The 24,224-nt window shown below is 59.8% G+C and carries 23 protein-coding genes; 14 read left to right on the top strand and 9 right to left on the bottom strand.

Annotated elements, in window-relative coordinates:
* Nucleotides 1-114: 114 nt before the first annotated feature.
* Nucleotides 115-1,011, bottom strand: coding sequence for a LysR family transcriptional regulator (locus tag C9E81_RS04575; RefSeq protein WP_122111077.1), 897 nt, complete (start codon nt 1,009-1,011; stop codon nt 115-117).
* Between the two features lie 246 nt (nt 1,012-1,257).
* Between C9E81_RS04575 and C9E81_RS04570 the strand changes: the two genes are divergently transcribed.
* The 3 genes from C9E81_RS04570 to C9E81_RS04560 all read left to right on the top strand — a co-directional run bounded on the left by C9E81_RS04570 (nt 1,258) and on the right by C9E81_RS04560 (nt 3,705).
* Nucleotides 1,258-1,851: an NADPH-dependent FMN reductase gene (locus C9E81_RS04570; protein WP_122111076.1), complete on the top strand. Its 594-nt coding sequence runs from the start codon at nt 1,258-1,260 to the stop codon at nt 1,849-1,851.
* 57 nt (nt 1,852-1,908) lie between these two features.
* A complete protein-coding gene (locus C9E81_RS04565; RefSeq protein WP_122111075.1) occupies nt 1,909-3,105 on the top strand; it encodes an MFS transporter in 1,197 nt (398 codons plus the stop codon).
* A 183-nt stretch (nt 3,106-3,288) separates the two neighbouring features.
* Nucleotides 3,289-3,705 (top strand): site-specific integrase, encoded by a 417-nt coding sequence (locus C9E81_RS04560; protein WP_243698490.1) that lies wholly within the window; start codon nt 3,289-3,291, stop codon nt 3,703-3,705.
* Nucleotides 3,706-3,762: 57 nt separating this feature from the next.
* On the opposite strand, the gene C9E81_RS04555 is transcribed toward C9E81_RS04560, so the two are convergent.
* From C9E81_RS04555 to C9E81_RS04545, 3 genes are all read right to left on the bottom strand, one after another.
* The gene (locus tag C9E81_RS04555; protein ID WP_122111074.1) at nt 3,763-4,221 is read right to left on the bottom strand and encodes a hypothetical protein; all 459 of its coding nucleotides are present in this window, start codon (nt 4,219-4,221) and stop codon (nt 3,763-3,765) included.
* Nucleotides 4,222-4,224: 3 nt separating this feature from the next.
* Complete coding sequence (locus tag C9E81_RS04550) at nt 4,225-4,590, bottom strand: DUF6152 family protein (RefSeq protein WP_122111073.1); 366 nt, start codon at nt 4,588-4,590, stop codon at nt 4,225-4,227.
* 425 nt (nt 4,591-5,015) lie between these two features.
* Nucleotides 5,016-5,996 carry a nucleoside recognition protein gene (locus tag C9E81_RS04545; protein ID WP_122111072.1) on the bottom strand — a complete coding sequence of 327 codons (981 nt, stop codon included), beginning with the start codon at nt 5,994-5,996 and terminating at the stop codon, nt 5,016-5,018.
* Nucleotides 5,997-6,116: 120 nt separating this feature from the next.
* Here C9E81_RS04545 and C9E81_RS04540 point away from each other — a divergent pair, with 120 nt between their 5' ends.
* Nucleotides 6,117-6,572 carry an Lrp/AsnC family transcriptional regulator gene (locus C9E81_RS04540; protein WP_122111071.1) on the top strand — a complete coding sequence of 152 codons (456 nt, stop codon included), beginning with the start codon at nt 6,117-6,119 and terminating at the stop codon, nt 6,570-6,572.
* Nucleotides 6,573-6,616: 44 nt separating this feature from the next.
* On the opposite strand, the gene C9E81_RS04535 is transcribed toward C9E81_RS04540, so the two are convergent.
* Complete coding sequence (locus C9E81_RS04535; protein ID WP_122111070.1) at nt 6,617-7,510, bottom strand: LysR family transcriptional regulator; 894 nt, start codon at nt 7,508-7,510, stop codon at nt 6,617-6,619.
* A 349-nt stretch (nt 7,511-7,859) separates the two neighbouring features.
* Between C9E81_RS04535 and C9E81_RS04530 the strand changes: the two genes are divergently transcribed.
* The 10 genes from C9E81_RS04530 to C9E81_RS23635 all read left to right on the top strand — a co-directional run bounded on the left by C9E81_RS04530 (nt 7,860) and on the right by C9E81_RS23635 (nt 20,107).
* Nucleotides 7,860-8,279: a GFA family protein gene (locus C9E81_RS04530; RefSeq protein WP_122111069.1), complete on the top strand. Its 420-nt coding sequence runs from the start codon at nt 7,860-7,862 to the stop codon at nt 8,277-8,279.
* A gap of 162 nt (nt 8,280-8,441) precedes the next feature.
* Nucleotides 8,442-9,602 (top strand): proline racemase family protein, encoded by a 1,161-nt coding sequence (locus tag C9E81_RS04525; RefSeq protein ID WP_166461810.1) that lies wholly within the window; start codon nt 8,442-8,444, stop codon nt 9,600-9,602.
* The gene (locus C9E81_RS04520; protein ID WP_122111067.1) at nt 9,599-10,603 is read left to right on the top strand and encodes a zinc-dependent alcohol dehydrogenase family protein; all 1,005 of its coding nucleotides are present in this window, start codon (nt 9,599-9,601) and stop codon (nt 10,601-10,603) included. The genes C9E81_RS04525 and C9E81_RS04520 overlap by 4 nt, the downstream gene beginning before the upstream one ends.
* A gap of 63 nt (nt 10,604-10,666) precedes the next feature.
* On the top strand, nt 10,667-11,524 hold the full coding sequence (locus tag C9E81_RS04515; RefSeq protein ID WP_147457557.1) for a hypothetical protein: 858 nt from the start codon (nt 10,667-10,669) through the stop codon (nt 11,522-11,524).
* Nucleotides 11,525-12,201: 677 nt separating this feature from the next.
* Nucleotides 12,202-13,545, top strand: coding sequence for an NAD(P)-binding domain-containing protein (locus tag C9E81_RS04510; protein ID WP_208021088.1), 1,344 nt, complete (start codon nt 12,202-12,204; stop codon nt 13,543-13,545).
* 61 nt (nt 13,546-13,606) lie between these two features.
* On the top strand, nt 13,607-15,973 hold the full coding sequence (locus C9E81_RS04505; RefSeq protein ID WP_122111064.1) for a trimethylamine N-oxide demethylase: 2,367 nt from the start codon (nt 13,607-13,609) through the stop codon (nt 15,971-15,973).
* 177 nt (nt 15,974-16,150) lie between these two features.
* On the top strand, nt 16,151-17,785 hold the full coding sequence (locus tag C9E81_RS04500) for a sodium:solute symporter family transporter (RefSeq protein ID WP_122111063.1): 1,635 nt from the start codon (nt 16,151-16,153) through the stop codon (nt 17,783-17,785).
* Between the two features lie 17 nt (nt 17,786-17,802).
* Nucleotides 17,803-17,934, top strand: coding sequence for a putative transporter small subunit (locus C9E81_RS23240; protein ID WP_243698489.1), 132 nt, complete (start codon nt 17,803-17,805; stop codon nt 17,932-17,934).
* A 155-nt stretch (nt 17,935-18,089) separates the two neighbouring features.
* The gene (locus tag C9E81_RS04495) at nt 18,090-19,487 is read left to right on the top strand and encodes an ammonium transporter family protein (RefSeq protein WP_122111062.1); all 1,398 of its coding nucleotides are present in this window, start codon (nt 18,090-18,092) and stop codon (nt 19,485-19,487) included.
* Nucleotides 19,488-19,918: 431 nt separating this feature from the next.
* Nucleotides 19,919-20,107, top strand: a complete 189-nt coding sequence (locus C9E81_RS23635; RefSeq protein ID WP_122111061.1) for a hypothetical protein — start codon at nt 19,919-19,921, stop codon at nt 20,105-20,107.
* A gap of 230 nt (nt 20,108-20,337) precedes the next feature.
* Here C9E81_RS23635 and C9E81_RS04485 read toward each other — a convergent pair whose 3' ends face one another.
* The 4 genes from C9E81_RS04485 to C9E81_RS04470 all read right to left on the bottom strand — a co-directional run bounded on the left by C9E81_RS04485 (nt 20,338) and on the right by C9E81_RS04470 (nt 24,213).
* Nucleotides 20,338-20,814 carry a hypothetical protein gene (locus tag C9E81_RS04485; protein WP_122111060.1) on the bottom strand — a complete coding sequence of 159 codons (477 nt, stop codon included), beginning with the start codon at nt 20,812-20,814 and terminating at the stop codon, nt 20,338-20,340.
* 2 nt (nt 20,815-20,816) lie between these two features.
* Nucleotides 20,817-21,641, bottom strand: coding sequence for a DUF3100 domain-containing protein (locus C9E81_RS04480; protein WP_122111059.1), 825 nt, complete (start codon nt 21,639-21,641; stop codon nt 20,817-20,819).
* A gap of 84 nt (nt 21,642-21,725) precedes the next feature.
* On the bottom strand, nt 21,726-23,276 hold the full coding sequence (locus C9E81_RS04475; protein ID WP_208021087.1) for an aldehyde dehydrogenase family protein: 1,551 nt from the start codon (nt 23,274-23,276) through the stop codon (nt 21,726-21,728).
* The gene (locus C9E81_RS04470; RefSeq protein WP_279432702.1) at nt 23,269-24,213 is read right to left on the bottom strand and encodes an NAD(P)-dependent oxidoreductase; all 945 of its coding nucleotides are present in this window, start codon (nt 24,211-24,213) and stop codon (nt 23,269-23,271) included. The genes C9E81_RS04475 and C9E81_RS04470 overlap by 8 nt, the downstream gene beginning before the upstream one ends.
* Nucleotides 24,214-24,224 lie beyond the last annotated feature (11 nt).

The following is a 24,224-nucleotide window of genomic DNA, read 5'->3' as shown; positions in this document are numbered from 1 at the left end:
AATCCTGGATTGCTTCAGCCCGTTAAGGGGGCCATGAAGCGTCCGTTGTCTTGCAGAAAACCTTCGTTCGAGCATGGCTTTCAAACTGACTACGTTGCTCGACGACCGGACATTCTACACGGCCCGGTCATCAGTGTTGCACACCATATGTCTCAGCATTTCCGCCAATCGACGCACACCGGGGCTCGCGCCAACCGCATCACGGAAAACCAGAAAAAGCTCGGCCGACCTGCGCGCACGTTCCGCAATCGGCAGTTCCTTCAATGTGCCGGCCCTGAGATCCGCCCCGATGAGTGTCTCTGCATACCAGCTGAAGCCCAGGCCGCGCCGTGCGGCGTCGATCGATGTCGATGTTTGGGAAAAGATGATCCTGTTCTGGGAGACCTGCCAGGCGCCGTGGTCGACCCGGCGTTCGCCGCTATCGCGAATGATGAGATGATGGTGATCCCGCAAGTCGTTCAGCGAGACCAGATCGCAGCGATGGAGGGGGTGTGAAGGTGCGGCAACCGGCAGGAACTGGACACGCATGATGGGCTCGCCCAGGAACCCGTTCGGGACTTCGGGTGCGATTGCGAGATCAACCTGCCCATCTTCAAGCAACTCCATGGAGCCGGCGACGACGGTTTCATAGATCTCGAGACGAGTCGTTGGACGCTCAGCGACGAAACTCTTGATGGCATCGAGGAGGATAGTTGGCGGGAACATGATGTCCACTGCCAGGCGCAATTCGGCCTCATGACCGACGGCCATCTCGGCAGCGGCTTTTTCGATACGCTCTGCCTCGGACAGAAGGTATTTGGCGCGAAGATAGAGCGCCTTTCCCTCGGCGGTCAGGACAGCCTTCCGCCCCTGGATCCGGAAGAGTTCGACGCCCGTCCGTTCCTCGATTTGTCCCACGGCGTAGCTGACAGAGGACTGGCTCTTGCCGAGTGTGTCGGCGGCAAGAGCATAACTTCCGGCATCGACGACGCCAACCAGGGCGCGCCACTGTTCCAAAGAGATTAAACCCATCTAATCATCCGATGATAAAGGCCGAATCTTTGCGCTTTTTTATCTAACTGAGGAATGTATCTTGTCCTCGATCCCAGTGAAAGGGCCTGTGACACATGCAGATACCGACGCCGATCTAGGCCCGCGCCCCCGACGCGTATCGCCGCAAATATTCCCGGGGATTACCCCTAACGCATCGGACAGACGCCGCTATGCGACTGCTTCCGCTCGTCTTCAGCAACCAATGTCAAAAGGAGAACAGAGACCATGTCAGACAAGCAAATCCACCTCGCCATCCTCGTCGGCAGCAATCGCGAAGGCCGTTTTGCGCCGGTCATCGCGCGTTGGTTCACGCAACAGGTTCAGTCGAACGCCGGTTTCTCGGCGGATGTCATCGATCTGGCAGAGATCGACCTGCCTGCGGCCATATCGGATACGCCAAGCGCCGAGACATTGTCGTTCTGTGAGCGGCTGGCAGCCGCGGATGCCTTTGTCATGGTGGTGCCCGAATACAATCACAGCTTTCCAGCGGTTCTCAAACACGCCATCGATTTCGGCTACCAGGAATGGCAGGCCAAACCGGTCGGTTTCGTCTCCTATGGCGGGTTTGCCGCCGGCCTGCGGGCGGTCGAGCACCTGCGCGGCGTCATGGCGGAGTTGCACGCCATGACCATGCGGGACACTGTCAGCTTCCAGAACCCGTGGGATGCGTTCGACGACGATGGGCGCCCCGCTAACCCCGAGGGTTGTGCGGCAGCTGCGGCCGTGATGCTCCGCCAGTTGAAATGGTGGGCAACTGCGCTGCGCCGCGCTCGCATGGCCGAGTCTTATGCCGAAATGCTGGCCGTCGATGCCGCATGATGTCGGCCCTGGTCAATCTTCCAACCAGCACAACTATCCTGGACGGAGACGGTCATCATGTCCTTAGCGGATAGCCTTACAGACCACGGAGGCAGGAAGGCGGGTTGGTCTGCGATCCTCATCATCGCGGGCGCAGGTACGGTTTCAGCCTTTCAAGTCGGAAAGGTGCCCATGGCGTTGAGCACCATTCAGGACGATCTCGGCCTCAGCCTTGCCTTGGCATCCTGGCTCATTTCAGCCTTCGCCGTAGTCGGTGCCGGTTTCGGCACGCCCATCGGGCTGGCGGTGGATCGGGTCGGGGCCAGGCGTATGGTCGTGGGCGGGCTTCTGTTGCAGGCGCTCGGTTCCGGTCTCGGCGGTATGGCCGGGGGCACAGGCCCGCTTATCCTGTCGCGTGTCGTTGAGGGGCTTGGCTTCGTCTCCGTGCTGGTGGCAGCACCCACGATCATCTTCGCGACTGTTTCGGCAGAGCTACGGGATCGCGCGATCGCGGTCTGGGCAACTGTCATGCCGGTCGGGATGACGGCGGTGATGCTTTCGGCACCACTGTTCGCCTATCTCGAATGGCGCGGGTTCTGGATGCTCAACGCGGCAATCCTGCTTGCCTACGGCCTCATTTTTGCCGCTTCGATTCCTGCGAGAAAAGCGCATGGGCACGATCAGAATATTACGGAGCAACTGACGCGTGTCGTCGCCGCGCCTGGCCCCTGGGCTTTGGCGGCCTTGTTCGCAGCCTTCTCTGCTGCCTTTTTTGCCATCTTTGGCTTCTTGCCGACGCTTCTTGCGGAACAGTTCGGGTTGAGCCAAAACTTGGCGAGCGCGGTTGCCGCGATCTCCGTAGCGGCAAGCGGGCTGGGCAATCTCGTCTCCGGTGTTCTCCTGTCTGCGGGGCGGCGTCCGGCTCATATCCTGACCGCGGGCTTCCTTGCCATGACAGTCTTTGGCTTTGGTGTCCTGGCAGCCGGTCTGACCTGGCCGTTCGTCGCCGGCTTCGCGGTGCTCTTCTCCTTCATGGCTGGGCTGATCCCGGTCGTGCTGATGGGATGTGTGCCAAAGCTCGCGCCACGGCCCGATCTGGTCGGCGCGACGATGGGCTTCGCGATCCAGGGCAACAATGTGGGGATGTTGGCGGGTCCGGCCACGGCTGGCGGGCTGGCGGCAGGCTTTGGCTGGGGCAGCGTTGCGATTGCTGTGGCTGCGGTTTCGATTGCTGCCATTGCACTTGCATGGACGATACTGACAGACAAGGCCTGAGTCAGTGTGCAACTGATACCCTTCATCGTCGGTTGGGCTCGCCATCGACAGCAAGCTTCGCGGCCGTGACCTCGTGAAGCTCGGGATCAGTGATGTCTACGCGGCCAGTCAGGTAAAGGAGCGGGCCTCGATTATCCAGAGCGAAACGCGCAAACCAGTACGCTTCGAGATTACCGAGGGCACATGAAAATCGATCGCGGCGGGCTGACGGATCCGATGATGATCGGTTCCGAACATCTCTCGTCCGGATGCTTCCATGAAGGGCTGCACATTTCGATCCGGCTGTATGCTCGGTTGGTCCGGGACTGGGTCTCGTCCATTGGTCTGGAGCCGGCACCCTTTTTGACGTGTTCCATGCGTCGCAACAAGATCACTCATATCTACCGCAAGACGGGTGATCCCTGTACCTTACAGATTTTGCTCGGCCACACAAAGGTGGACAGTACCGTGAGATATCTCGGCGTCGAATTGGAGGACGCACTCGTGATTGCGGAATCTGCTGGAAGCAGAGACGCAGGCTGTCCCCATTTCGGTCATCTATTCCACGTTAAGGTGCTTCATCGCAGCATTTTCAGTCATGGAAAACCATACGGAGGATAAGGCTTAATCCGCTTGGTGAGGTCTCATGCCGCTGTCCTTCGTCTGGTGAACGGCTGCCTAGTCGATGAAGGCCAGCATCCGGCCACAGATCAACACTGCAAGCCACATCAGGAGCGAGAGCAGTCCGACACGCCAAAGCCCGATGTTTGGGCGTGTGAAACTATTGGTGGAATGAAACCACACCGCATGGCCTGCACCGCAGGCGATCAAAGTCAGTTTAAGCAAGAATACCCGCATCTGCAGGTAATCGGCGGGCCCGGCCAGAAACAAAAGCAGCCCGGTCATCATGGCCAGTATCAATCCGGTGGCGGCAACCGGCACCAGCACCTGCGCCAGATCGGGCACGGGAACGGTCGGCCACAGCCCGATCAGCCTCAGATCGAGGCTGGCGATCGCGCCAACCAGCAGCGCGATGCCCAGCACGTGCCCGCCGCTGACGGCGGCATAAACCCAACGGCCAGTGCGCATCATCTGCGCGGGACCGCTGACCGCGAGCATATCAATCAGTGGTTCCACGTCCTATCTGCGGTCGGGATAGAGTTCGTGCAGATTGCCGTCGAACCAGATACGCTCGGCCTTGAGCAGCCGCTCTTCCGCATCTGCCGCGGGCTCGCCCTCAATGACGATCTCCCGGCCTTCGGCGAAATCGGCATCGGTCAGACCAGCGCGTTCATTGCGCCAAGGCTGGCCGACCTCGACCTGCCAGAGTTCACCCTCGACATCAACCTGCAACACGCCATGCGGATTGCCAAGGCGGGCGGATTGGATGATGCCGGTCAGTCGGATGTTTTCGCCGCTGGTCCAACGCCAGCCATGATGGGCCAGCGCGGGTGTGGCAAGTCCTGAAATGAGGATTGAGAGGGTCAGTCTGCGGCGCGTCAGCATGGGCTTCTCCTTTCCCTGCGGTAAGGATAGATCACGCTGGCCCGACGCCGCAAGTCACGGCTCGCGGCACGGGACATTGACCCCGCATCTGCAGCATAACCTATGGTAAACAGACAGAGCGATTGTCGGGAGCACTGATAACCGCACAATATTTGGGCCGATTATCGACCGTCCGCACATTACGTAAAAAGGAAAGGAAACGGCCCTTTGCAACCATCCATTCCTTGTGCGGATGCTGCGGCGTAGCCTCCACATTCCGGTCATTCGCCAATTGCGCAGCAATCATATTGGTGGCAGTTTCACCCGCGTGAATTCTCGGGGCGTTGCGTTGGCCGTTGTTACAGGTTCTTTTCAGCGGCTGTCAGCGATAGGGCAAGCGACTTCGTCAAACACGGATGCAACCGTTCGATATCCGACGTTTCACTCTACAACCCCGCCACTCTATGGCGTTTCCCGTGCCGGAACATCCATGTAAAAAAGGTTTCATCCGAAACCGACCTTATGAGATACGCAATCAGGGCAGTTGCCGCGATCGCGAAGACAAGCCGCCCCACGAGCACGCCAAGAACATCCGCACCCAAGGCCATCACGAGCAAGGTATCCTCGATGATGCTATGCGCAAAGCCCATGAAGACGCAGGAAATGAAGATCTGGCGGGGCGACAGGTTGCCCGCCCGCGCTTCGCGGATCAGCAAGCCACCACCATAGGAGATGCCCAGGAACAAACCGACGGTTGTGAATTGCCCAGTTTCGCCCCTGATACCGGCGAGGCGCAACGCCGGAGCGAGAAGCTTCATCAACAGCGCCATGAGGCCTGTCAGTTTCAGCACCTCCAGCCCCCAGGAAAGAGCAAGAAGAATGACCAGCATGTAAATGAGTGTCTCAACCAGCCCGGTCAGAAAGCTCATCCAGTCGGTGGCATCAGCCACCGGTATCCAGATCGGGTTCAGGATTTCCGCCTGCCAGCCTGTTGCGGCAAACAGATGGTGGAGGATCATCGCGTAGAGGATTGCACCGGCAATGCGGATTGTCGTGGTGACCGCGAAGCCCGGCCCGGCCTTCTGGATGATCTTCTGCTCGATTGGCAGACCATGCGCGATAAGGACAAGTGAAGAAAATACGGTGATGTCGGCTATGCTCATCGACTCGGCGGGCACTAGGGCGAAGATCATCGCGATCGCCCCCCATATCCCCACAAGCATTCCTGTCAGCCAGGCAAGGCTCAGTTCCGGCGGCAACCCGAACAGCCCCATGACCGGCGCAAGAGCGGGGGCGACGAGATCGATCAAGCCGGCACGCGACATCACCTCGGTTACGATTGTGACCGGTACCATGATGCGCGCCAATTCCCAGTAAATTCGCAGTGTTTCTCCGGTTGTGCTGATGACGAATCTCGACGCGGACATCATGGCCTCCTCGTATTATTGCCGTCATTTCCTAAACCGGTCTCATTCGCATTTGCGGTCAAAGATTGCGCATCCGTGCAATTTTATTGCACGCTGAGCCCCATGAATTCGGAGATTCGGATGGATCGGATCGACAGGAAGCTGCTGAACCTGCTGCAGCGTGATGCGTCGCGCACGAATGCCCATATGGCTGAAGAGGTCGGCCTGTCCCCGTCAAGTTGCCTGCGGCGGATACGGCGGTTGCGTCAGGTGGGTGTCATTGACCGGATTGTCGCGATCCTGAACCCTGCCAAGGCCGGGCGCAGGCTGAGAGCCGTGGTGACCGTGGAACTGAAACTCCACGGCGAACCGAATACGCGGCAGTTTCTCGAACTGGCGGCCAGGGAAGAGGCGGTCACCCAGGCGCATGCGGTGACAGGAGAGGTCGATGCGATCCTGATGCTGCGCCTGCGCGACATGGAGGAATATGATGCGCTTTGCCATCGGCTGTTCCAGGGCCGGACCAACGTTGCGCGCTACTGGACAATGATGGTGATCCGTACCGCCAAGGACGAGACCGCGATCCCGCTGGAATGATGGCTGGCCTGATGGGACCGTATTCGGGAAAGAACACCTTCGCCCTACCGCCCGAGCTTTCCGGTAAGTCCGGCGGCAATGAAATCCGCGGCAATTCTGACACGCTTGGGAGGAGATGCGTCGGGGCGCACAAGATAGGTATCGATTGTCAGTGCCGGCTGATCGACCATGACGGGGATCAACGCGCCGCTTTCAAAATGCGGCGCGAGCAGCCATTCCGGCTGCCAGATGATCCCCAAACCGTTGATCGCCGCGTCGCACAAGGTCCCGATATCCGTCGCCATGAAGCTGGCAGGCGGCTCGATTTGGACCATGCCGTCCTCAGTCGGGAAGAGCCATTGCCGAGGCCGGCCATTCCGGGAATAGCTGACGGTGTTGTGATTACGTAATTCCTCGAGATTCTCGGGCAAGCCCCATTTCTCCGCATAGGATGGCGCGGCCCCGAGCACCAGGGTCTGGCGCGCCACGCTTCGAGCGATCAGGGTTTCGCCACCGGCCAACGGTCCGTTCCGGACTGCCAGGTCCAGGCCAGATTTCACCAGGTCCTCCGGCCGGTCCGAAAGGCGCAGGTCAACCCTGAGCCGGGGATGTTTTTGCAATAGCCGGTGGATGATCGGTGCAACGAATTGCCGGCCGATACCGATCGGGGCAGAGATACTGACCGGACCGGCCGGTTCCAGATTGCGGCAGGCCAGGTCGTCAAGCGCCGTCATTCCGTCCAGGATCGCGGCGGCCTGTTCGATGACCTCGCGCCCTTCCTCGGTCAGACTCTGCTGCCGCGTGGTCCGCAGCAGCAATGACGCACCGAACCAGGATTCGAGCGATCTGACATGATTGCCAACCGCCGCAGGGGACAATCCGAGCTCGCGCGCGGCGGCGGCGAAGCTGCCCAGTTCAACGACGCGGGTGAAAACGCGCAAGGACTTCAGATGATTCATTAAACAGAAACTCTAACGAATGATGTTACCTATCCCACTATAGTTCGGATCAAACGCATATGTCACTGTTTCTCCAACGGGTTGGAAGAGTTTCGAAATTACCCGGACTGGCTGCAGGGACGATCCGTCGCCTTGTTCGAGAGATGATCGGTTCGATGGATGGGGCATTGGAAACAAGTCGAAATCGCGCCGGATCGCGACACCATTGTTACTCACGCTCATCGGGCGAGACCCGTAGCCTATCCGGGAGTGACCAAGCGTGGTGCTTTCAGCATGACGTCCCTCCACGAAACCGGCCAATGCTTGGATTTCCGAGCGAAACGCCAATTAGACCTATGGGAGCGAAACGATGGACCAGAAAACCTACACAGGCGGCTGTGCATGCGGCGCCATCCGATATCAGGCGACGGGGACCCCGGTCGCCGAACTTCACTGCCAGTGCCGGCATTGCCAGATGCGCAGCGGCACGGGCCATTCATCCTATGCCGTCTTTGCCGGAGCGGATGCAGTCACGGTGACCGGTGATCCACAGATATGGCGCATTGCCGGTGACAGCGGCAATGAAAAGCTCCACGCGTTCTGCGGAACCTGCGGCACGCCGACCCATGTCACATTCGCGGCCAATCCGGACATCACGGCAATCCATCCCGGCAGTCTTGATGAGCCGTCACGGTTCAAGCCGACACTCATGACCTATGGTATCCGGGGTCTCGATTGGGACCGCTACGATCCGGAGCTGACCATCCTCGAGAAGGGGCCGCCAGCCTGATCCCCGTGTTTCGGTCGGCGAAACTCGGCATACGGCGATGCCGGCGATCTCTTCGATAACCGGGCGACATCGTTATCGGAGGTCTGGCGCGAAGAGCGAGTTCGAGATCTGCTGCTCGCTGTTTTCACAGCGGAGTTCAGCAATAACCGCGGGAAGATGAATATGAACGATCCTGCCAAACACCATGTTCTCGACGGCATCGATGCGGAAGCCGGCGGTGATGTCGGTCGCGTCATACTCGGTGGTGTGGAAAACATTCCGGACGGCAGCGTGGCGGATCGCGCGCGCTTCCTGCGGCACCATGCTGATGGGCTCCGCCGTCTTCTTATTCGCAAGCCCTATGGCGATCCCTCTCATTGCATCAACTTGATCGTGCCGTCATCTGATCCAGACGCGGATGCGGGACTTATCATCATGGGCACGATGGGCTATCCGGATTTCTCGGGCTCGAATGCCATGTGCACGATCGCCGCCCTGTCCGAGGCCGAACGACAGGTATTCGGGGATGAAGAACGAATATTCGTGCTTGAAACACCGGGCGGGATTACCCGCATGCAAGCAAGCTACCGCGCGGGTGGACTGGAAGCCGTCGCCTATGATGCGCTCCCCGGATTCGTGGCTGTCGGGGAGAAACTCGCGGATGTCGAGGGATGGGGAACAGTGCGCTACAGCCTCGTCTATGGCGGCACGTTCTATGCCATCGTTTCCGGCGCGGATGCCGGCCTCGATCCGCAGCGAACCCCCATCCCGGAACTGACAGAATTCTTCCGGGCCTTTCTGCCGGTTGCCGCGCGCCAGGAACTTCATCATCCGGTACATGGCGCCATGCCGCCACTTTCGCTGGCGCTGCTCGCCGGTCCGGTGGAACGAGGCGTTTCGGACGAGCCAAGTGCATCTGTTGCGGTATACATGGATCCGGGCGTTATCTGCCAGGGGCCTACCGGCACGGGCACAACGGCGCTTCTCTCTTGGCTGCAGCACTGTGGAGAGATCGAATACGGCACAACCATCCGCACGATCTCACCCTTCGGCAACGCATTTACCGGTACTCTGAACGATGCGGTGCCTGTTGGTGAACGCATGGGGGTCAGGACGCGCATTTCCGGCAAACCGCGGCTTCTGGCGCGCTGCCAATTGTTCATTGCGCTCGATGATCCGCTCATCATGGGTGGCGAGGTCCAAAATATCCTGAACCGCGAGGATGACAGGTTTGGCACAGCGAGTTCCGGGAAGTCCGAAGAGGAAATATCCGACACGCATGTGCCGCAAGGACCGGCTCATGGTGCTGACGCAATCCCTCGGACCAGAAAGATACAATCATGAGACTTGTCCGGCTCAAGGCACAGGCAGCTTCCGGCAATCTCAAGCTGGTCGAGGCGGAACCTCGTTCACCGGGGCCAGGAGAAGTCCTGGTCAGAATCCGGGCCTGTTCGCTGAACGCCCATGACAGCATGGTCATAGGCGGCCTGATCCCGACGGCTGATGGACGTATTCCCCTCAGCGACGGGGCTGGCGAAGTGATGGCGATCGGGGAAAGTGTGGATGCCTTCAAGATCGGCGATGCCGTTGTCAGCACCTTCTTTCCAGCCTGGTTTGCAGGCAATCCCACGAAGGCTGTCAAACGGGATATTCCCGGTGAAACCATCGATGGATATGCCAGTGAATTTGCCTGCCGACCGGCACATCATTTCACGAAGGCCCCGGCACATTCTTCGTATCTGGAATCGGCAACACTTCCCTGCGCCGGTGTCACCGCCTGGTCAGGATTGATGACGCATGGTCAGGTCAAGCCTGGCGAGACCGTTCTGGTTCTCGGCTCGGGCGGCGTGTCCCTGTTTGCACTGCAATTTGCGAAAATGGTCGGGGCTCGCTTGATCGCTACATCGTCTTCGGAAGACAAACTGGCGCAGCTTCAACGGCTCGGTGCCGACGAGGTCATAAACTACAAGGAATGCCCCGCTTGGGGCCGGAAAGCGAAGGAACTCACGGATGGCCGCGGCGTCGATCACGTAGTCGAGGTTGGAGGACCAGGTACGATCATGCAGTCGATCGAGGCCTGCCGGATGGGCGGGCATATCGCGGTGATCGGGGTGCTGACCGGCTTTTCCGGCGACATTTCAATCCCCGCGATATTCTCGAACCAGATTCGTATCACCGGAATACAGGTCGGCAGCCGCGCGGAACAGGCGAGCATGATCCGTGCGATAAACGCAAACGCGCTGAAGCCAGTCATTGGCCAAGTCTATCCTTTTGAGGAAATCAATGACGCATTCGCCGATTTCGATGCCGGCAAGTCTTTCGGCAAGGCCTGCATGGAATTCTGATGAAATAGCGCCTGCCCATAAACCGAACCATTTCTGGAGAATGCAATCGAAAGGACCGGAACGATGAAGAATTCGACATTCGAGACTGCTCGGCGTGTAAGCCACTGTGATATAGCTGCTGGCGGACGCGCTGGCCCAGACAATGGTGCGCACGAATCCAAGATCACGCTAAGCCCAACCTTGCTCTCCTTGTTCCTAGCATTCGGGCTCGCTTTTTCCTCGGCCGTTCTGGCGCAGGACGTCGGAACGGAACTTGACCGGATGCCGGCGGATCTCGAAACGCGATTTGCCTTGAGCGCCCTGCCGAAGGCGCTCAGGGACGACGCCACGGTTCACCTTCTCGACCCGGAAAAGGGTTATGAACTGTCACGCGAAGGAACAAGCGGCATCACCTGCATCGTACAGCGCACGGCCTGGGAATTGGCTGATTATCGCAACGACATCTTCATCCCTCTCTGCTACGACGCGGCGGGTACCGGCACCTTTCTGAAGGTGATCATGGAGGTGGCCCGACTGCGGGCGGAAGGTCTTGGGCCGGAGGAGCTGTACGCCGAAATCGAAAGCGGCTTCCAGGACAGGAGATATCAGGTCCCGAAGAAGGCCGGTATGTCCTACATGATCGCGCCTCTTCACCGCACGGTCGCGCCGCCTGATATGGAGGTGCATACGGTGTCCATGCCGCATTACATGCCCTATGCACCATTCGTCACCAATGAAGATATTGGCGCCGCTCCCAGTCTCGAGGATCCGTCCAGCCTTTATCACCCGTTCATCGACCGGCAGGGAATCGATGAACAAAGCTACCTCATCCATCTGGTCGGACAGAAAGAGCGGGATCAAATCCTTGCGGATGAACAGGAGCTTCTCATGGATCTCTGCGCCTATCGCGATGTTCTTTGCGATCCCCAGACGATCGACTGAACTGGTCAGCGCAAACCTGTATGGCACCTCAACGTTTGAGGATGACCGCCGAAAGCTGAAAAACCGAACGAAGGAGGAGCGACCCTATCGCACGTGGAAACCTATAGTCCTGTATTCCCGGTTAATGATGATGGGCCCGAAGCCACCGTCCCCGCTGCGACAACAATCCGCAAGGATCCCGTAATCAATGCGGAGACCCGCTATGGAGATTAATCAATCGACTTTCGGGCAGAAAGGTTGCTGAACCAGTAACGCAGAACGCGACTGTCAACGCTGTAGATCAGCAGACGATCGCGAAAATCAAGGCAGACCTCGTGAGAGTCGCATCGCTCGCTCCCTAGGCACGCGGCTGCGCCTTTGAGGGGTTTCTGAAGGACCTGTTTGACGTCTTCGTCCTGGCCGCTCGAGAACCCTTTCGGCTGCGGGGCGAATCATCTCCCATACAAAACCTGACGCCAGGGCGAGACAAGGAGCCATTGTTGGTGAGTCTTCGGATCAGCTTGCTCTGGCTCGGTTATCGCATGATTCGATTGCAGAAAATGCGCAGGGAAATGGCAAGCGACATTCCTGAGACGAAAAAATATTGCCCTAAGGGCATTTCGGTGCTCTTATGGGTTCAAACCGAATGAACCAGTTTCAAATATTGGTCGGACCATCAATAGGGAGAAGCAAAGATCATGACCAAGCGGATTGCCGTCATCGGTGCGGGGCCCTCGGGGCTGGCGCAATTGCGGGCCTTCCAGTCGGCCGCCAGGCAGGGCGCCGAGATCCCCGAGATCGTCTGTTTCGAGAAGCAATCGAATTGGGGCGGGCTCTGGAACTACACCTGGCGCACCGGCGTCGACGAGAACGGCGATCCGGTCCACGGATCGATGTATCGCTATCTGTGGAGCAATGGCCCGAAAGAGGGGCTGGAATTCGCCGATTATTCCTTCGAGGAGCATTTCGGCAAGCAGATCGCCTCGTATCCGCCACGCGCGGTGCTGTTCGACTATATCGAGGGCCGGGTGCTGAAGGCTGGGGTGCGCGACTGGATCCGCTTCAGAAGCGTTATTCGTTGGGTCGATTATGATTCCGGAACCGGGCAGTTCACCGTTACCGTCCATGACATGGCAAAGGACCATGTCTACAAGGAGCAGTTCGATCACGTGATCTGCGCCTCGGGGCATTTCTCGAGTCCGAACGTGCCGGAATATCCTGGCTTCGCACAGTTCAACGGCCGGATCGTCCACGCCCATGACTTCCGGGACGCCCGCGAATTCGCCGGCAAGGATGTGCTGCTGCTCGGCTCGTCCTATTCAGCCGAGGATATCGGCTCGCAATGCTGGAAATATGGCGCGAAGTCTGTGACCACGTCCTATCGCAGCGCGCCGATGGGCTTCAAATGGCCGGATAACTGGCAGGAATTGCCCGCGCTGGAAAGCGTCGAGGGCCGGACCGCCTATTTCATCGATGGCACCAGCAAGGAGGTCGATGCGATCATCCTGTGCACCGGCTATCGGCATTATTTCCCGTTCCTGCCTGACGATCTGCGGCTGAAGACCGCCAACCGGCTGGCTGCCGCCGATCTGTATAAGGGCGTCGTCTATGTCCACAATCCGAAGATGTTCTACCTGGGCATGCAGGACCAGTGGTTCACCTTCAACATGTTCGATGCCCAGGCATGGTGGGTGCGCGACGTGATCCTTGGCCGCATCGATCTGCCCGGGGACAAGCAGGAGATGCTGGCCGATGTGGAGGAGCGTATCGCGCGTGAGGACGCGTCGGATGATGCGAAATACGCGATCCAGTACCAAGGCGATTACGTCAAGGAACTGATCGCCGAGACGAATTATCCCAGTTTCGACGTCGATGGCGCCTGTCAGGCTTTCTTCGAATGGAAGAAGCACAAGGCCGAAAACATCATGACCTTCCGTGATCATAGTTATCGCTCGGTCATTACAGGCACGATGGCACCTGTCCACCATACGCCGTGGAAGGATGCGCTGGATGATTCCAAGGAAGTCTACCTGCAGAACTGACGATGAATAGCCGGAGGCGCCATCCGGTGCCTCGGAACCTTCTCTCAAGGTGAGGCGAAAGATGTTGTCACTACCGCCAGACAGTCTGCTTCGGCCGGGACCGCCGATCGCAACGCGCCCGCGCCGGGCCGCGGGCTATAACCTTTCGCCGGCGACCGAGCGTTATGCGGTTCCCGGCGACGGAGGCGTCCTCGTTCAGATTGCTACCGGCGACCGGATTGAGATCCTGAATGACGAGGGCGGACAGCGTGCTGAAGTGCTCGCCGCGCATCGCGATGGCCGGGTGGATAGTCGGATGCTGGGGGTCAAGGCGGATCAGCCGGCAAGGGGATTACAGGCATTGCTTTCCTCGGGTCAGCCCGGTCTGGCGCGTTTGCGAAAGGGGCTGGCCACGCGCGGGATCACCGTCGAGCGCTCGATCAGGCTGTTCGGCACAGACACCGCCCCGGGTGAGAAGGCCGATTTCACTGTTTCGGACGATGGTTGGCTGGTCGTCGCGACCCCGGGCAAGCCGATGGATTTCGAGCTTCAGGACACGACGACACCGCTGACCCTGCGCATCACCCGCGCGGCACCACGCCAGAGCGCCGGTTTTGCCCTACCCGATCCCCTGGCCGATCCGATCCTCGACCTGCGGGTGAAGTCATCAACCGCCGAAGCCTACCTGGTTCGCAAGGGCGAGTTCATCCAGATCATCGACGTCGATGGCCGCCAATGCACGGATTTCCAGTGTTTCGACGCCCGCAAGCTGGATCGTGGCATTGCCCATCCGCTGGATGTGACGACGACCCGCACCTATCAGAACCACGCCTATCCCATGCCGGGGCTGCATGCGAAATATTTCGATCAGGATCTGACGCCACTGGTCGAGGTGATCCAGGATACCTGCGGACGGCATGATGCCTTCGCCATGGCCTGCTCGGCCAAGTATTACGATGATATCGGCTATCCGGGCCATGTAAATTGCACCGACAATTTCAACGCGGCTCTGGCGCCCTATGGCGTGCCTGAACGGCCGGGCTGGATGGCGGCGAATTTCTTCTTCAATACCAGCATCGACGCGCATGGCGTCATGTATGTGGACGAGCCGTGGTCACGTCCCGGCGATTACGTGCTGCTCAGGGCGCTGACGGATATCGTCTGCGTATCCTCGGCCTGCCCGGATGACACCTCTCCGGCCAATGGCTGGATGCCGACCGATATTCACATGCGCAGCTACGCCGCGACCGAGCGCCTTCAGCGCGCAGTCGCATGGCGAGCCACCCCAGATTCGGAGCCGACCATGACGCGCGAGACTGCCTTTCATCAGAAATTCGCCGAGATGACCCGCGATTTCGTCGAGTATCGCGGCTTTTGGCTGCCGAATTCCTTTCCCGAATGCGACCCTGTCGAAAGCTATTGGGCCTGTCGCGAGGGCGTCGTTGCCATGGACCTGTCGGCGCTGCGCAAATTCGAGGTCACGGGCCCGGATGCCGAAAACCTCCTGAACTGGGTTCTGACCCGCGATGTCAGCAAGCTGGGGCATGGGCAGGTCGTCTATACGGCGATGTGTTATCCGCATGGCGGCATGATCGATGACGGCACGCTGTTCCGGTTGGGCGAACAGAATTTCCGCTGGATCGGGGGATCGGATGAGGGCGGCGTCTGGATGCGCGAAGAGGCCGCCCGGCTGGGGCTGAACGTAATGATCCGTTCGTCTACCGACCAGATGCATAACCTGGCGGTCCAGGGGCCGAAATCGCGCGAATTGCTGTCAGAAATCATCTGGACTCCCCCACATCAGCCCGCTCTGCCCGAGCTTGGCTGGTTCCGCTTTACCGTTGGCCGGATCGGTGGAGAGCTGGGCGTGCCGGTCGTCGTCTCGCGCACCGGCTATACGGGTGAGTTGGGTTACGAGGTATTCTGCCATCCGAAAGACGGCGAGGCTGTGTTCGACGCTGTCTGGCAGGCCGGGCAACCCCTGGGGATCAAACCGATGGGGCTGGCCGGGCTGGATCTGGTGCGGATCGAATCCGGGCTGATCTTTGCCGGCTATGATTTCAGCGACCAGACCGATCCGTTCGAAGCGGGGATCGGCTTTACCGTGCCGCTGAAATCCAAGATCACCGATTTCGTCGGGCGCGATGCGCTGATCCGGCGCAAGGAACATCCTTCACGCAAATTCGTGGGCCTCGAGATCGACGGGCAGGAGCCGGTGGCGCATGGCGACTGTATCCGCATCGGGCGCGCACAGGTCGGCGAGATCTGCTCGGCCATGCGGGTGCCGCGCACGGGGCAGATGATCGCGCTGGCTCGCGTGGATATCGCTCATGCAGAACCGGGAACCGCCGTCGAAGTGGGCCGGCTGGATGGGCATCAAAAACGCATCGCGGCGAAGGTTTCCACCTTCCCGCATTACGACCCCGAAAAGAGGCGTCCCCGGTCGTGACCTCGACCATTACATTTCCGGCCTTTGCCAAGAGTGCCGCGCCCCGGATCGGAGCGATGGGGCGGATACTGTCCCGAACCCCTGCAAGCAGAGGGCCAGACAACCGGCATCCGCACGCAGCAAGAGGCATTCTTTCCAATCGCCGTCATCCCGCAACCTGAATATAGGATTTGATGAATGCAGCCACTGGACCTTGGAACCCCCCTGACGCTGGTGCTTTTATTCGTCTTCTTTGGGGGGACATTCCTTATATCGCTATCCATTGGCAAGAAGCGCGAGAATGCCGACAGCTACATGACTGCGGGCAACAATGTCGGTTTCGGCATTTCGGCTGCTTCGATGACGGCCACCTGGATCTGGGCGGCGTCTCTCTATGCCTCGGCGACCTCGGGTTATACCTACGGGCTGTCCGGCCCGATCCATTACGGGCTTTGGGGCGCTTTGATGATCCTGTTCATCTACCCCTTCGGCAAGCGCATCAGGTCACTGGCGCCTAGGGCTCATACGCTGGCGGAAATCCTGCATGCCCGGCATGGCCAGTCAAGCCAGCTGCTGCTTGCCGGATCGAACCTGCTTGGAAGCCTTCTCAGCCTGACATCGAATTTCATTGCCGGGGGTGCGTTGATCTCGATGATGTCGCCGCTGTCGTTTTCGACCGGGATCCTGCTGATTGCAGGGGGCGTCCTGATCTATACGCTCTGGTCCGGTATCCGCGCCTCGATGCTGACCGATTTTATCCAGGTCTGCGCGATGCTGGGCGCGGTCATTATCGTAGTGCCCGCGAGCTTCTTTGCGGCGGGCGGAAGCTCGATCTTTGCCGACGGAGCACAGAACCTGACCGCTCAGCAGCGAAGCTTTTTCTCTTCCGAGGCGTTTTTCAACCAGGGCGCACCCTTCATCGCCGCGGTGCTGGCCTACGCGATAGGCAACCAGACGATCGCGCAGCGCCTTTTCGCGGTGCGCGAAGACATGATCAAGCAAACCTTCGTCACGGCAACCGTAGGTTACGGCGCCACGGTGATCGGTGTAGGGATGCTTGGGGTGCTGGCCCTGTATCTCGGCATAGAACCTGCGGACGGTGACGCCAACAATCTGATCCCGCAACTCGCGGCGGGCTATCTGCCCCTCGCCTTTCTATGCCTCTTCTTCATCATGATCATCGGTTCGCTCGCCTCGACTGCGGACTCGGATCTGGCGGCCATGTCGTCAATCGTGATGACCGATATCTACGGCCGCAACATCGCGGGAAAAACAGGCGCGAAACCGCAACTCATGCTGCTGATCGGTCGCATCACCATGATCGCCGCGACCGGAATGGCAATGTTTTTCGCCAGCAGCCGCTTTGATATCCTCGACCTGCTCGTGTTGGTCGGTGCAATCTGGGGGGCATTAGTCTTTCCTGTCATCGCAAGCTTCTACTGGAACAAGGTCAACAATTCCGGATTCACTGTCTCAGTGCTTGCGGCACTGGCCGTGTTCACCCTGGTGCGGACAGGCTGGCTGCCGCTGGAAGGCACGGTCGCGATTATCACCGACCTGCTGTCGGTCGTCGGTATAGGCGTCATCGCCGGGCTGATGATCTTCGGGTTCTTCGGCCTGAAAGCCGGAGTAGCAGCGGCCCTCGCGATGATGCTCGTCACCCTGCCTTTCGCAGTTGGCTTTCTGCACCAGTATCCGGTGCTGACGGCATCACTTCTGGCCTATGGGGTGTCCGCGATCCTGTGTGTGGCGCTTTCATGGTTCAACAAGGATGAGTTCGACTTCGACCGGATCGCGCATCACGCCGGCCAATTCGACACGCCAAACACCTGATTGGAAGGAAACTGCACATGACCGAAATCCTCCTGAGCGCATATGTCCTTATCTGGCCTCTGATCGTCGCCGGGGTGCTGCTCGTACTCGTTCGCGCCTTTCTGCGGGAAATCAGGGAAGCGCGGAAAGATGGAAGGCCGATGATTTGATTCACGGTCATCGAGGTATTCTTCCTCGTTTGCCGGAACGGATCGAAGCCACGCGCAAGGCGTAGGGAATAAAGAGAAATTTTCGTGATGTCCCACACGAACAAACTGATGGAAAGCCTGAGAAACAAAGGGACTGAACACAGGGAGCAACAATAATGGAAGCTAGCACAACCCTGCTCTATTCAGAGCAAGTCACGCTGAATTCTCTTGTGCAGAACCTTATCTACGGTTCTGGCGCAGTCGGAGCGATCCTTGTCGTCGTCGGCCTTCTGATGATCGATGCCGGCACGACCCGCAGCGAAAACCTGTACAATTCCACCATCGAAAAGCTGGTAGGGTTCTTTCTGGGTTTCACAACCTATTTCGTGATCGGTTTCGGCTTCTGGGCCGGGCAATATTACATCATGGCGGGCGGGACGCTTGGCGATGCTATCAATGACTGGTGGCTGGGGGGCGCACTGGCAAACAGTCTGGCGCAGCATACCGATCCGGCGGTATTCCCGGGATTGAACACATTCCAGATATTCGTGTTCTTCCTTGCCTGCTTTGCAGGGATCGTCAATGTCCTGCTGCATTTCTCGGTATCCGAGCGAATGACGGCATCCGCCTATTACATCACGGCTGTCGTGGCGACGGTCGTATCCTCGGTGCTGAGCTGGATCACCTGGGGGTCGGTGGGACCGTTGACCAATGCGGGGTTCCACGACTTCTTCGGGGTCGGTTTCGTCTATCTGTTCCCTGCGGGATTGGCGATGGCACTGGTGCCGAAGCTGGGGCAACGACCTGGTATGTTCGAGCCCCATCCCAAGGTGCCGTCATATAACGCACCCAGCATCGGCCTTGCCGCGACCGGGCTGTTGACGATCTTCGCCGGCTTGCCGATGGTGATCCTGTCCTGCCTGTTCTTCTTCGATCCCGAGGCATTGGCCGTCAGCGTGACCATGGCGGATACCAGCGTCGGCATCGCCTTCAACAATTACGGGCTTGCATGGGCGGGGGGCGCGATCACTGGGGCGATTATCTCTTATCGGACAAGATCCTATGTCTATTTCCTGTTCGGACCGCTGGCGGGGTATGTGGCTTGCGCTTCCGGCTTCGATGTCTATCTGCCATGGCAGGCGTTTCTTGTCGCGCTGTTCGCGCCGGTCACATCATGGGCGGTATACGAGTTCACGCTGAGGCGCGGTATTGATGAGCACAAGCTTTTCCCACTTTTCCTCGGCGCAGGTGTATATGGCTTGATCATGGTCGGTCTGGTGAAGGCCGGAACGCCTCGTGGTGGCTATTTTGGCATCGAGGAAGGCGCCTTTGCGTTCCAGCATGGTCAGATCAGCATCCTTATGCAGCTTGCCGGGATCGCAATATGCATCGGAGCCGGTGTCCTGACGGGCGGCATTCTCGCCTTCCTGCTTGAACGGACCGTCGGGTTGCGCGTGCCGGTTGAAGATCAGGCGTCAGGGCTGGACAAGCTTTTCTGGGGGCTGAAAGCCGATGAGAAGAATGTCGAGCCGCAAGCGGTCGGCATATCCTCGGAGCTTGGCAATAGCGCCTGAACGGCGCCTTTCACATTGACGGGTAGCAGGTTCATGCCTGCTGCCCATTCATTAGCGACCCAATCACTGCTGGGCATCAGTTCAGTGGCGAGTCAAGGAACGAACTTATCGGCGGTCAAATCGCCGGCTTCGAACGGCCGGCATCTAATCGACGAGAAATAACTCGCTGCAGGTTGTGGCCATCACTGGCACGGTTCATCGAGGAATAGCCAGATATATTGACGCAGCGTTCATTGGTCCCAGCCTTGTACCGGTCGATACAAAACGTTTGGCACGAACTGCACAGGTTATTTCAATCGTAGACAGCTATGGCTATCGCCCGCTGGTCCGGCAGGTCTGTTTCACCCGGCAGCAGGTGAACAGGCCAACGAGGCCGAAATAGTGTCCTTGACGGCCAATCCTTCACGCTCGCGGATTTTTACCTCGCACCAATGATCGCGTATTTTGTCCGGGCCAAGGAGGGGGCAGACGCATTGGGAGGTTATTCTGCGCTTGCAGCCTGGTGGTCGGCAAATCTCAGCGAGAAAGCCGTCAACTTACCGATCCCGGACTTCCGTCGGGCTAATACTCTTGAGCCTGAACCGAAAGCTGCTGTTCACTTACAGTGCAGCATCCGATAGTCTGGGCTCGGAACTTTCTTGCAACGCGAACCGCCGAAGTTGTCTTTGGCAGCGGCTGCACAAATGCGGTATCTGGGAAGGTCCAGAGAGAGCGCAGACAAACTCGCCAATCACCCAATGCCTGCCGCCAGGGCGAAACCCTGTCCAGCACCGGTGCAGGCAAAGGGGCTGGTATGTGAACCGCTATTTGTTGCCCGACTTTTTATACTGGTTCCGAGTTGCGAGCCTGCTTACAGGAACAGCTCCGCCACGAATGCCGAGCCGACATAGGTGCCGGTCATCACCAGTACCGCGACGATGAAGATCTTCCATCCCGAGGCTCTGGCGATCTCGATCTCGCGCCGGGCGATGGCGATTCCCGCATAGGCGAGGCAGGGCGTGGCCAGCGTCAGGAAGTTCACATGCGCCACTCTTTCCAGCAGCCAGCCGCTTCCCGGCGTCCATGGCAGCGTCACCACGATCCCGATCAGCGAGATCCATGCGACCGAGGGCAGGTTGATCGGCACAAGGCGCGTCAGGACCAGCCCGGCCATCGCGATCAGATACAGGATGATCAATCCAACCAGCCCTTGCATCACGGTTGCATCCGTTGCCACCGTATTGCCCGCCAGGGCGATTACGCAAACGGCAATAAGCAGAAGCGCATGCTGGAAAAGATCTGGCCGGGTTTCGGCCTCGTGGTCGACGGGGATATCCGCGTTGCTCATGATCACTCTCCGGTATTGGCGGCTGCGGGCTGCTTGCGGCCCAGCAGGTCATACAATTTCTCGGTCACCGGCAAGGCGACGAAGATGCACAGATACAATCCGGTAGCATAGGTCAGTACGTTGCTGGCCCCGGCCAGGGCGAGGATTTGCCCTTCCATTTCCGGAACGGCATGGGCAAGCGCGCCCGAACAGGCCGCCATCATCGAGCCCGAGCCGATCCCGCAGGCCATCGCCAGGGCCTCGATGCTGAAAATACCAGCGGTTGCCAGCAGCGAGGCGAGGATTGCGAAGATGAAGGTGCCGAACAATGTGCCGATCACGTAAACGCCCATGACGCCGGCGCCTTCCGGGCTTTTCAGCCCGTACTTGTCGGCGATGATGGCGATATTGGGTTCGCGCGCCACCGAGAAACAGGCACCGATCGCCTCGCGTCCCATGCCCAGCAGCAGTACCGCAACCGGGAAGGCCAGCACGATGGTGCCCAGGTTGCCCAGCTCCTGCAGGATCAGGGCCGGGCCGGCGGCGATGATCTGCTCCATCGAGGGGCCGATGATCGTGCCGAACTTGGCGATGAAGGGCATGATGGCGATCACGATCAGCGGCGAGGCCGCCTTGACCTCGCGCTGCCCCAGCCATGCGCCCGCCTTGCGCATCACATTGGGATTGATCGCCAGCCCCATGACAAAGGCGTAAAGCAGCGGCAGCAGCAGGATCGAGCCGATGCCGATGGGAACCGCGATGACGCCGATGGCCTCGGCGATGATGGTGATGACCAGCACGCTTGCATGCAGGCGCCAGTCCAGAAGAATATCCTTCGTGTTTTCCATGAGTGCCCTCTCTGTTGTTATCGGCCCGGTTTCGTCACTGGGCCGTTTATGGAAGCTTCCGGGTCTTGTCAGCCCGGTTCCGGCTCACCGGTCTGGAGCGTATCCAAAGCCGATGGCCGGATCGGCTGCGGTTTCGACCCAGACCGATTTCGTGGTGGTATAGGCCGCCAGCGCCTCGCGTCCCGACGAACGGCCATAGCCAGACTGGCCAAAGCCGCCGAAAGGCGACATGACATTGATCGTCTTGTAGCTGTTGATCCAGAAGGTTCCGGCCCGGACCCTTGCCGCCATGCGGTGCGCGCGCCCGACATCGCGCGTCCAGACCGCGCCCGCCAATCCATAGGGTGTGGCATTGGCCAGAGCCACGGCCTCATCCTCGTCCTCGAAGCTCAACACCGACAGCACCGGGCCGAACACTTCCTCGCGGGCGATCTCCATTCCGGGGGTTACGCTGTCCAGCACCGTGGGGGCATAGAAATACCCGCCGCTTTTGGTCAATGCCTGCGGTTTCGCCCCGCCGGTGACGATCTGAGCGCCTTCACCCGAGGCGGTGCGGACCATCGCATCCACCTTGTCCCATTGCCGCGCATTGTTCACTGGGCCGATCTGCGTTGCCGGGTCCAGTGGCATGCCGACGGGAATGCGTGCGGCGGCCCCAGCCAGTTTCTCGACCATCTCGGCATGGATCGAGCGATGCACCAGCAGCCGCGAACCCGCAACGCAGCTTTGCCCGCAAGCGGCAAAGATCGCTGCCTGAGCGCCCACCACCGCGCGGTCGATATCGGCATCGGCAAAGACGATATTCGCGGATTTCCCGCCCAGTTCCAGCACCGACGGAATCAGCCGGCGTGCGGCAGCGGCGGCAATCGCGGCTCCGCCCTGCGCCGAGCCGACAAAGACCACCAGCCCGGTGGCGGGATGGTCGATCATCTTCTGCCCGGCGGTCGGTCCGCGACCGGCAATCACGTTGACCAGCCCGGCAGGCACCCCGGCCTTTTCGCATAGCGCCGCGATCACCAGCGATGTCAGCGGCGTCAGTTCGGAGGGTTTCAGCATCACCGCGTTGCCTGCGCAGATTGCCGGGGCGACCTGCCAGCAGCAGGTGAACAGCGGGGCGTTCCAGGGCGTGATCTGGGTGACGACGCCGATGGGCTCGTGCCGCGTATAGTTCAGGTGGCTGCTGGGCACGGGGATCACATCTCCGGTGATCTTGTCGCACCAGCCCGCGTAATATTCGAACATCTCGGCCATGCGGGCCGGCTCTCCGCCGGTATCCCGGATCGGGCGTCCGGACGAGATCGCCTCCAGCCGCGCCAGCGGCTCGGCATGGGCGCGGATCTGACGGCCAATCTCGATCATGATCCGACCGCGTTCCGAGGCGGTTTTGGCCCACCATTGCCGCTGCGCGGTTTTCGCGGCATCGGCGGCCGCATCGACAACGGCTTGCCCGGCATCCGGGAATTCGGCAAACACCTTGCCCGTGGCTGGATCGGTCAGAGCCAGCATCTCGCCATCACCGGCCATCAGCCGGCCGCCGACATGGTTTTGGACCTGAGTCGAACCCAGCAGTTCCGTCAGCAGCCGGACAATCTCGGCCCTGGTGTCGATATGGACATGCGGCATGTCGTCAGCCATTGGTTTCCTCCTTCGGACGGGCATCGGGATCGCCCATCAGCATGAAATCGTCCGTGTCGCCCAGCCCCGAGCGGGCCTTTGACCACAGCTCCACCACCAGTTCCGAGACCGGCATCGCGCAGCCGGCATCTGTGGCCAGTTCAAGCGCAAGGCGGATATCCTTGCGCATCAATCCGGCGCTGAAGCCGCTGTCGAAACTGCGGGTCAGCACCCAGTTCGGGAAATGCACCTCGCTCAGCGCGCTGCGACCGGTGGCGCTGTTGATGACCCGTAAGGCGTCCCCGGCAGGTAGCCCCGCCGCTTCGGAAAGGCGCAGTGCCTCGGCGGTGGTCAGCATGTGGCAGGCGACCAGCATGTTGTTGACCAGCTTGGCAATATTGCCCGCGCCGCTGTCGCCGACATGGATCACCTTTGCGGCCATGGCATCCAGCACCGGCTGCGCCTTTGTAACCGAATTGGTATCGCCGCCGATCATCATCGACAGCGCCCCGTTCGCCGCCCCTTGCGGGCCGCCGCTGACCGGCGCATCCAGAAAACCGTGCCCAGCCTCGGCCAGTCGTGCTGCCAACCGCCGGCTGACCGCCGCCTCGGAGGTAGAGGTGTCGATAACCACCATCCCTTGCCGGTTGGCGAACATGCCTGCCGCGAAGCCTGCCTCGATGGTTTCTTCGACATGTCGGGCAAGGGGCAGTGATAGCACGATCGCATCGGTGGCTTGCATCACCTCGACGGGCGAGGTGGTGACAGTGATACCGGAAGCGCGGGCGCGTGCCATCGCGTCATGCGAGAGATCATAGGCCGAAACCGTAAACCCGGCGCGGAGCAGGCTTTGCGCCATGCCCATTCCCATAGCCCCCAATCCAATGATACCGACCGACTGACCCATGATGCCTCCGCTGCCTAACCGCTGCGCTCCGTTTGGCGTGCCGTCCGACAGTCGGATAATCT

Origin of the sequence: Paracoccus alkanivorans, assembly GCF_003697785.1 — a bacterium.
In the GTDB taxonomy this organism is placed as follows: Bacteria; Pseudomonadota; Alphaproteobacteria; order Rhodobacterales; family Rhodobacteraceae; genus Paracoccus; species Paracoccus alkanivorans.
Note: the sequence above shows the minus strand (reverse complement) of the source record. Positions and strands in the feature narration are given on the sequence as shown.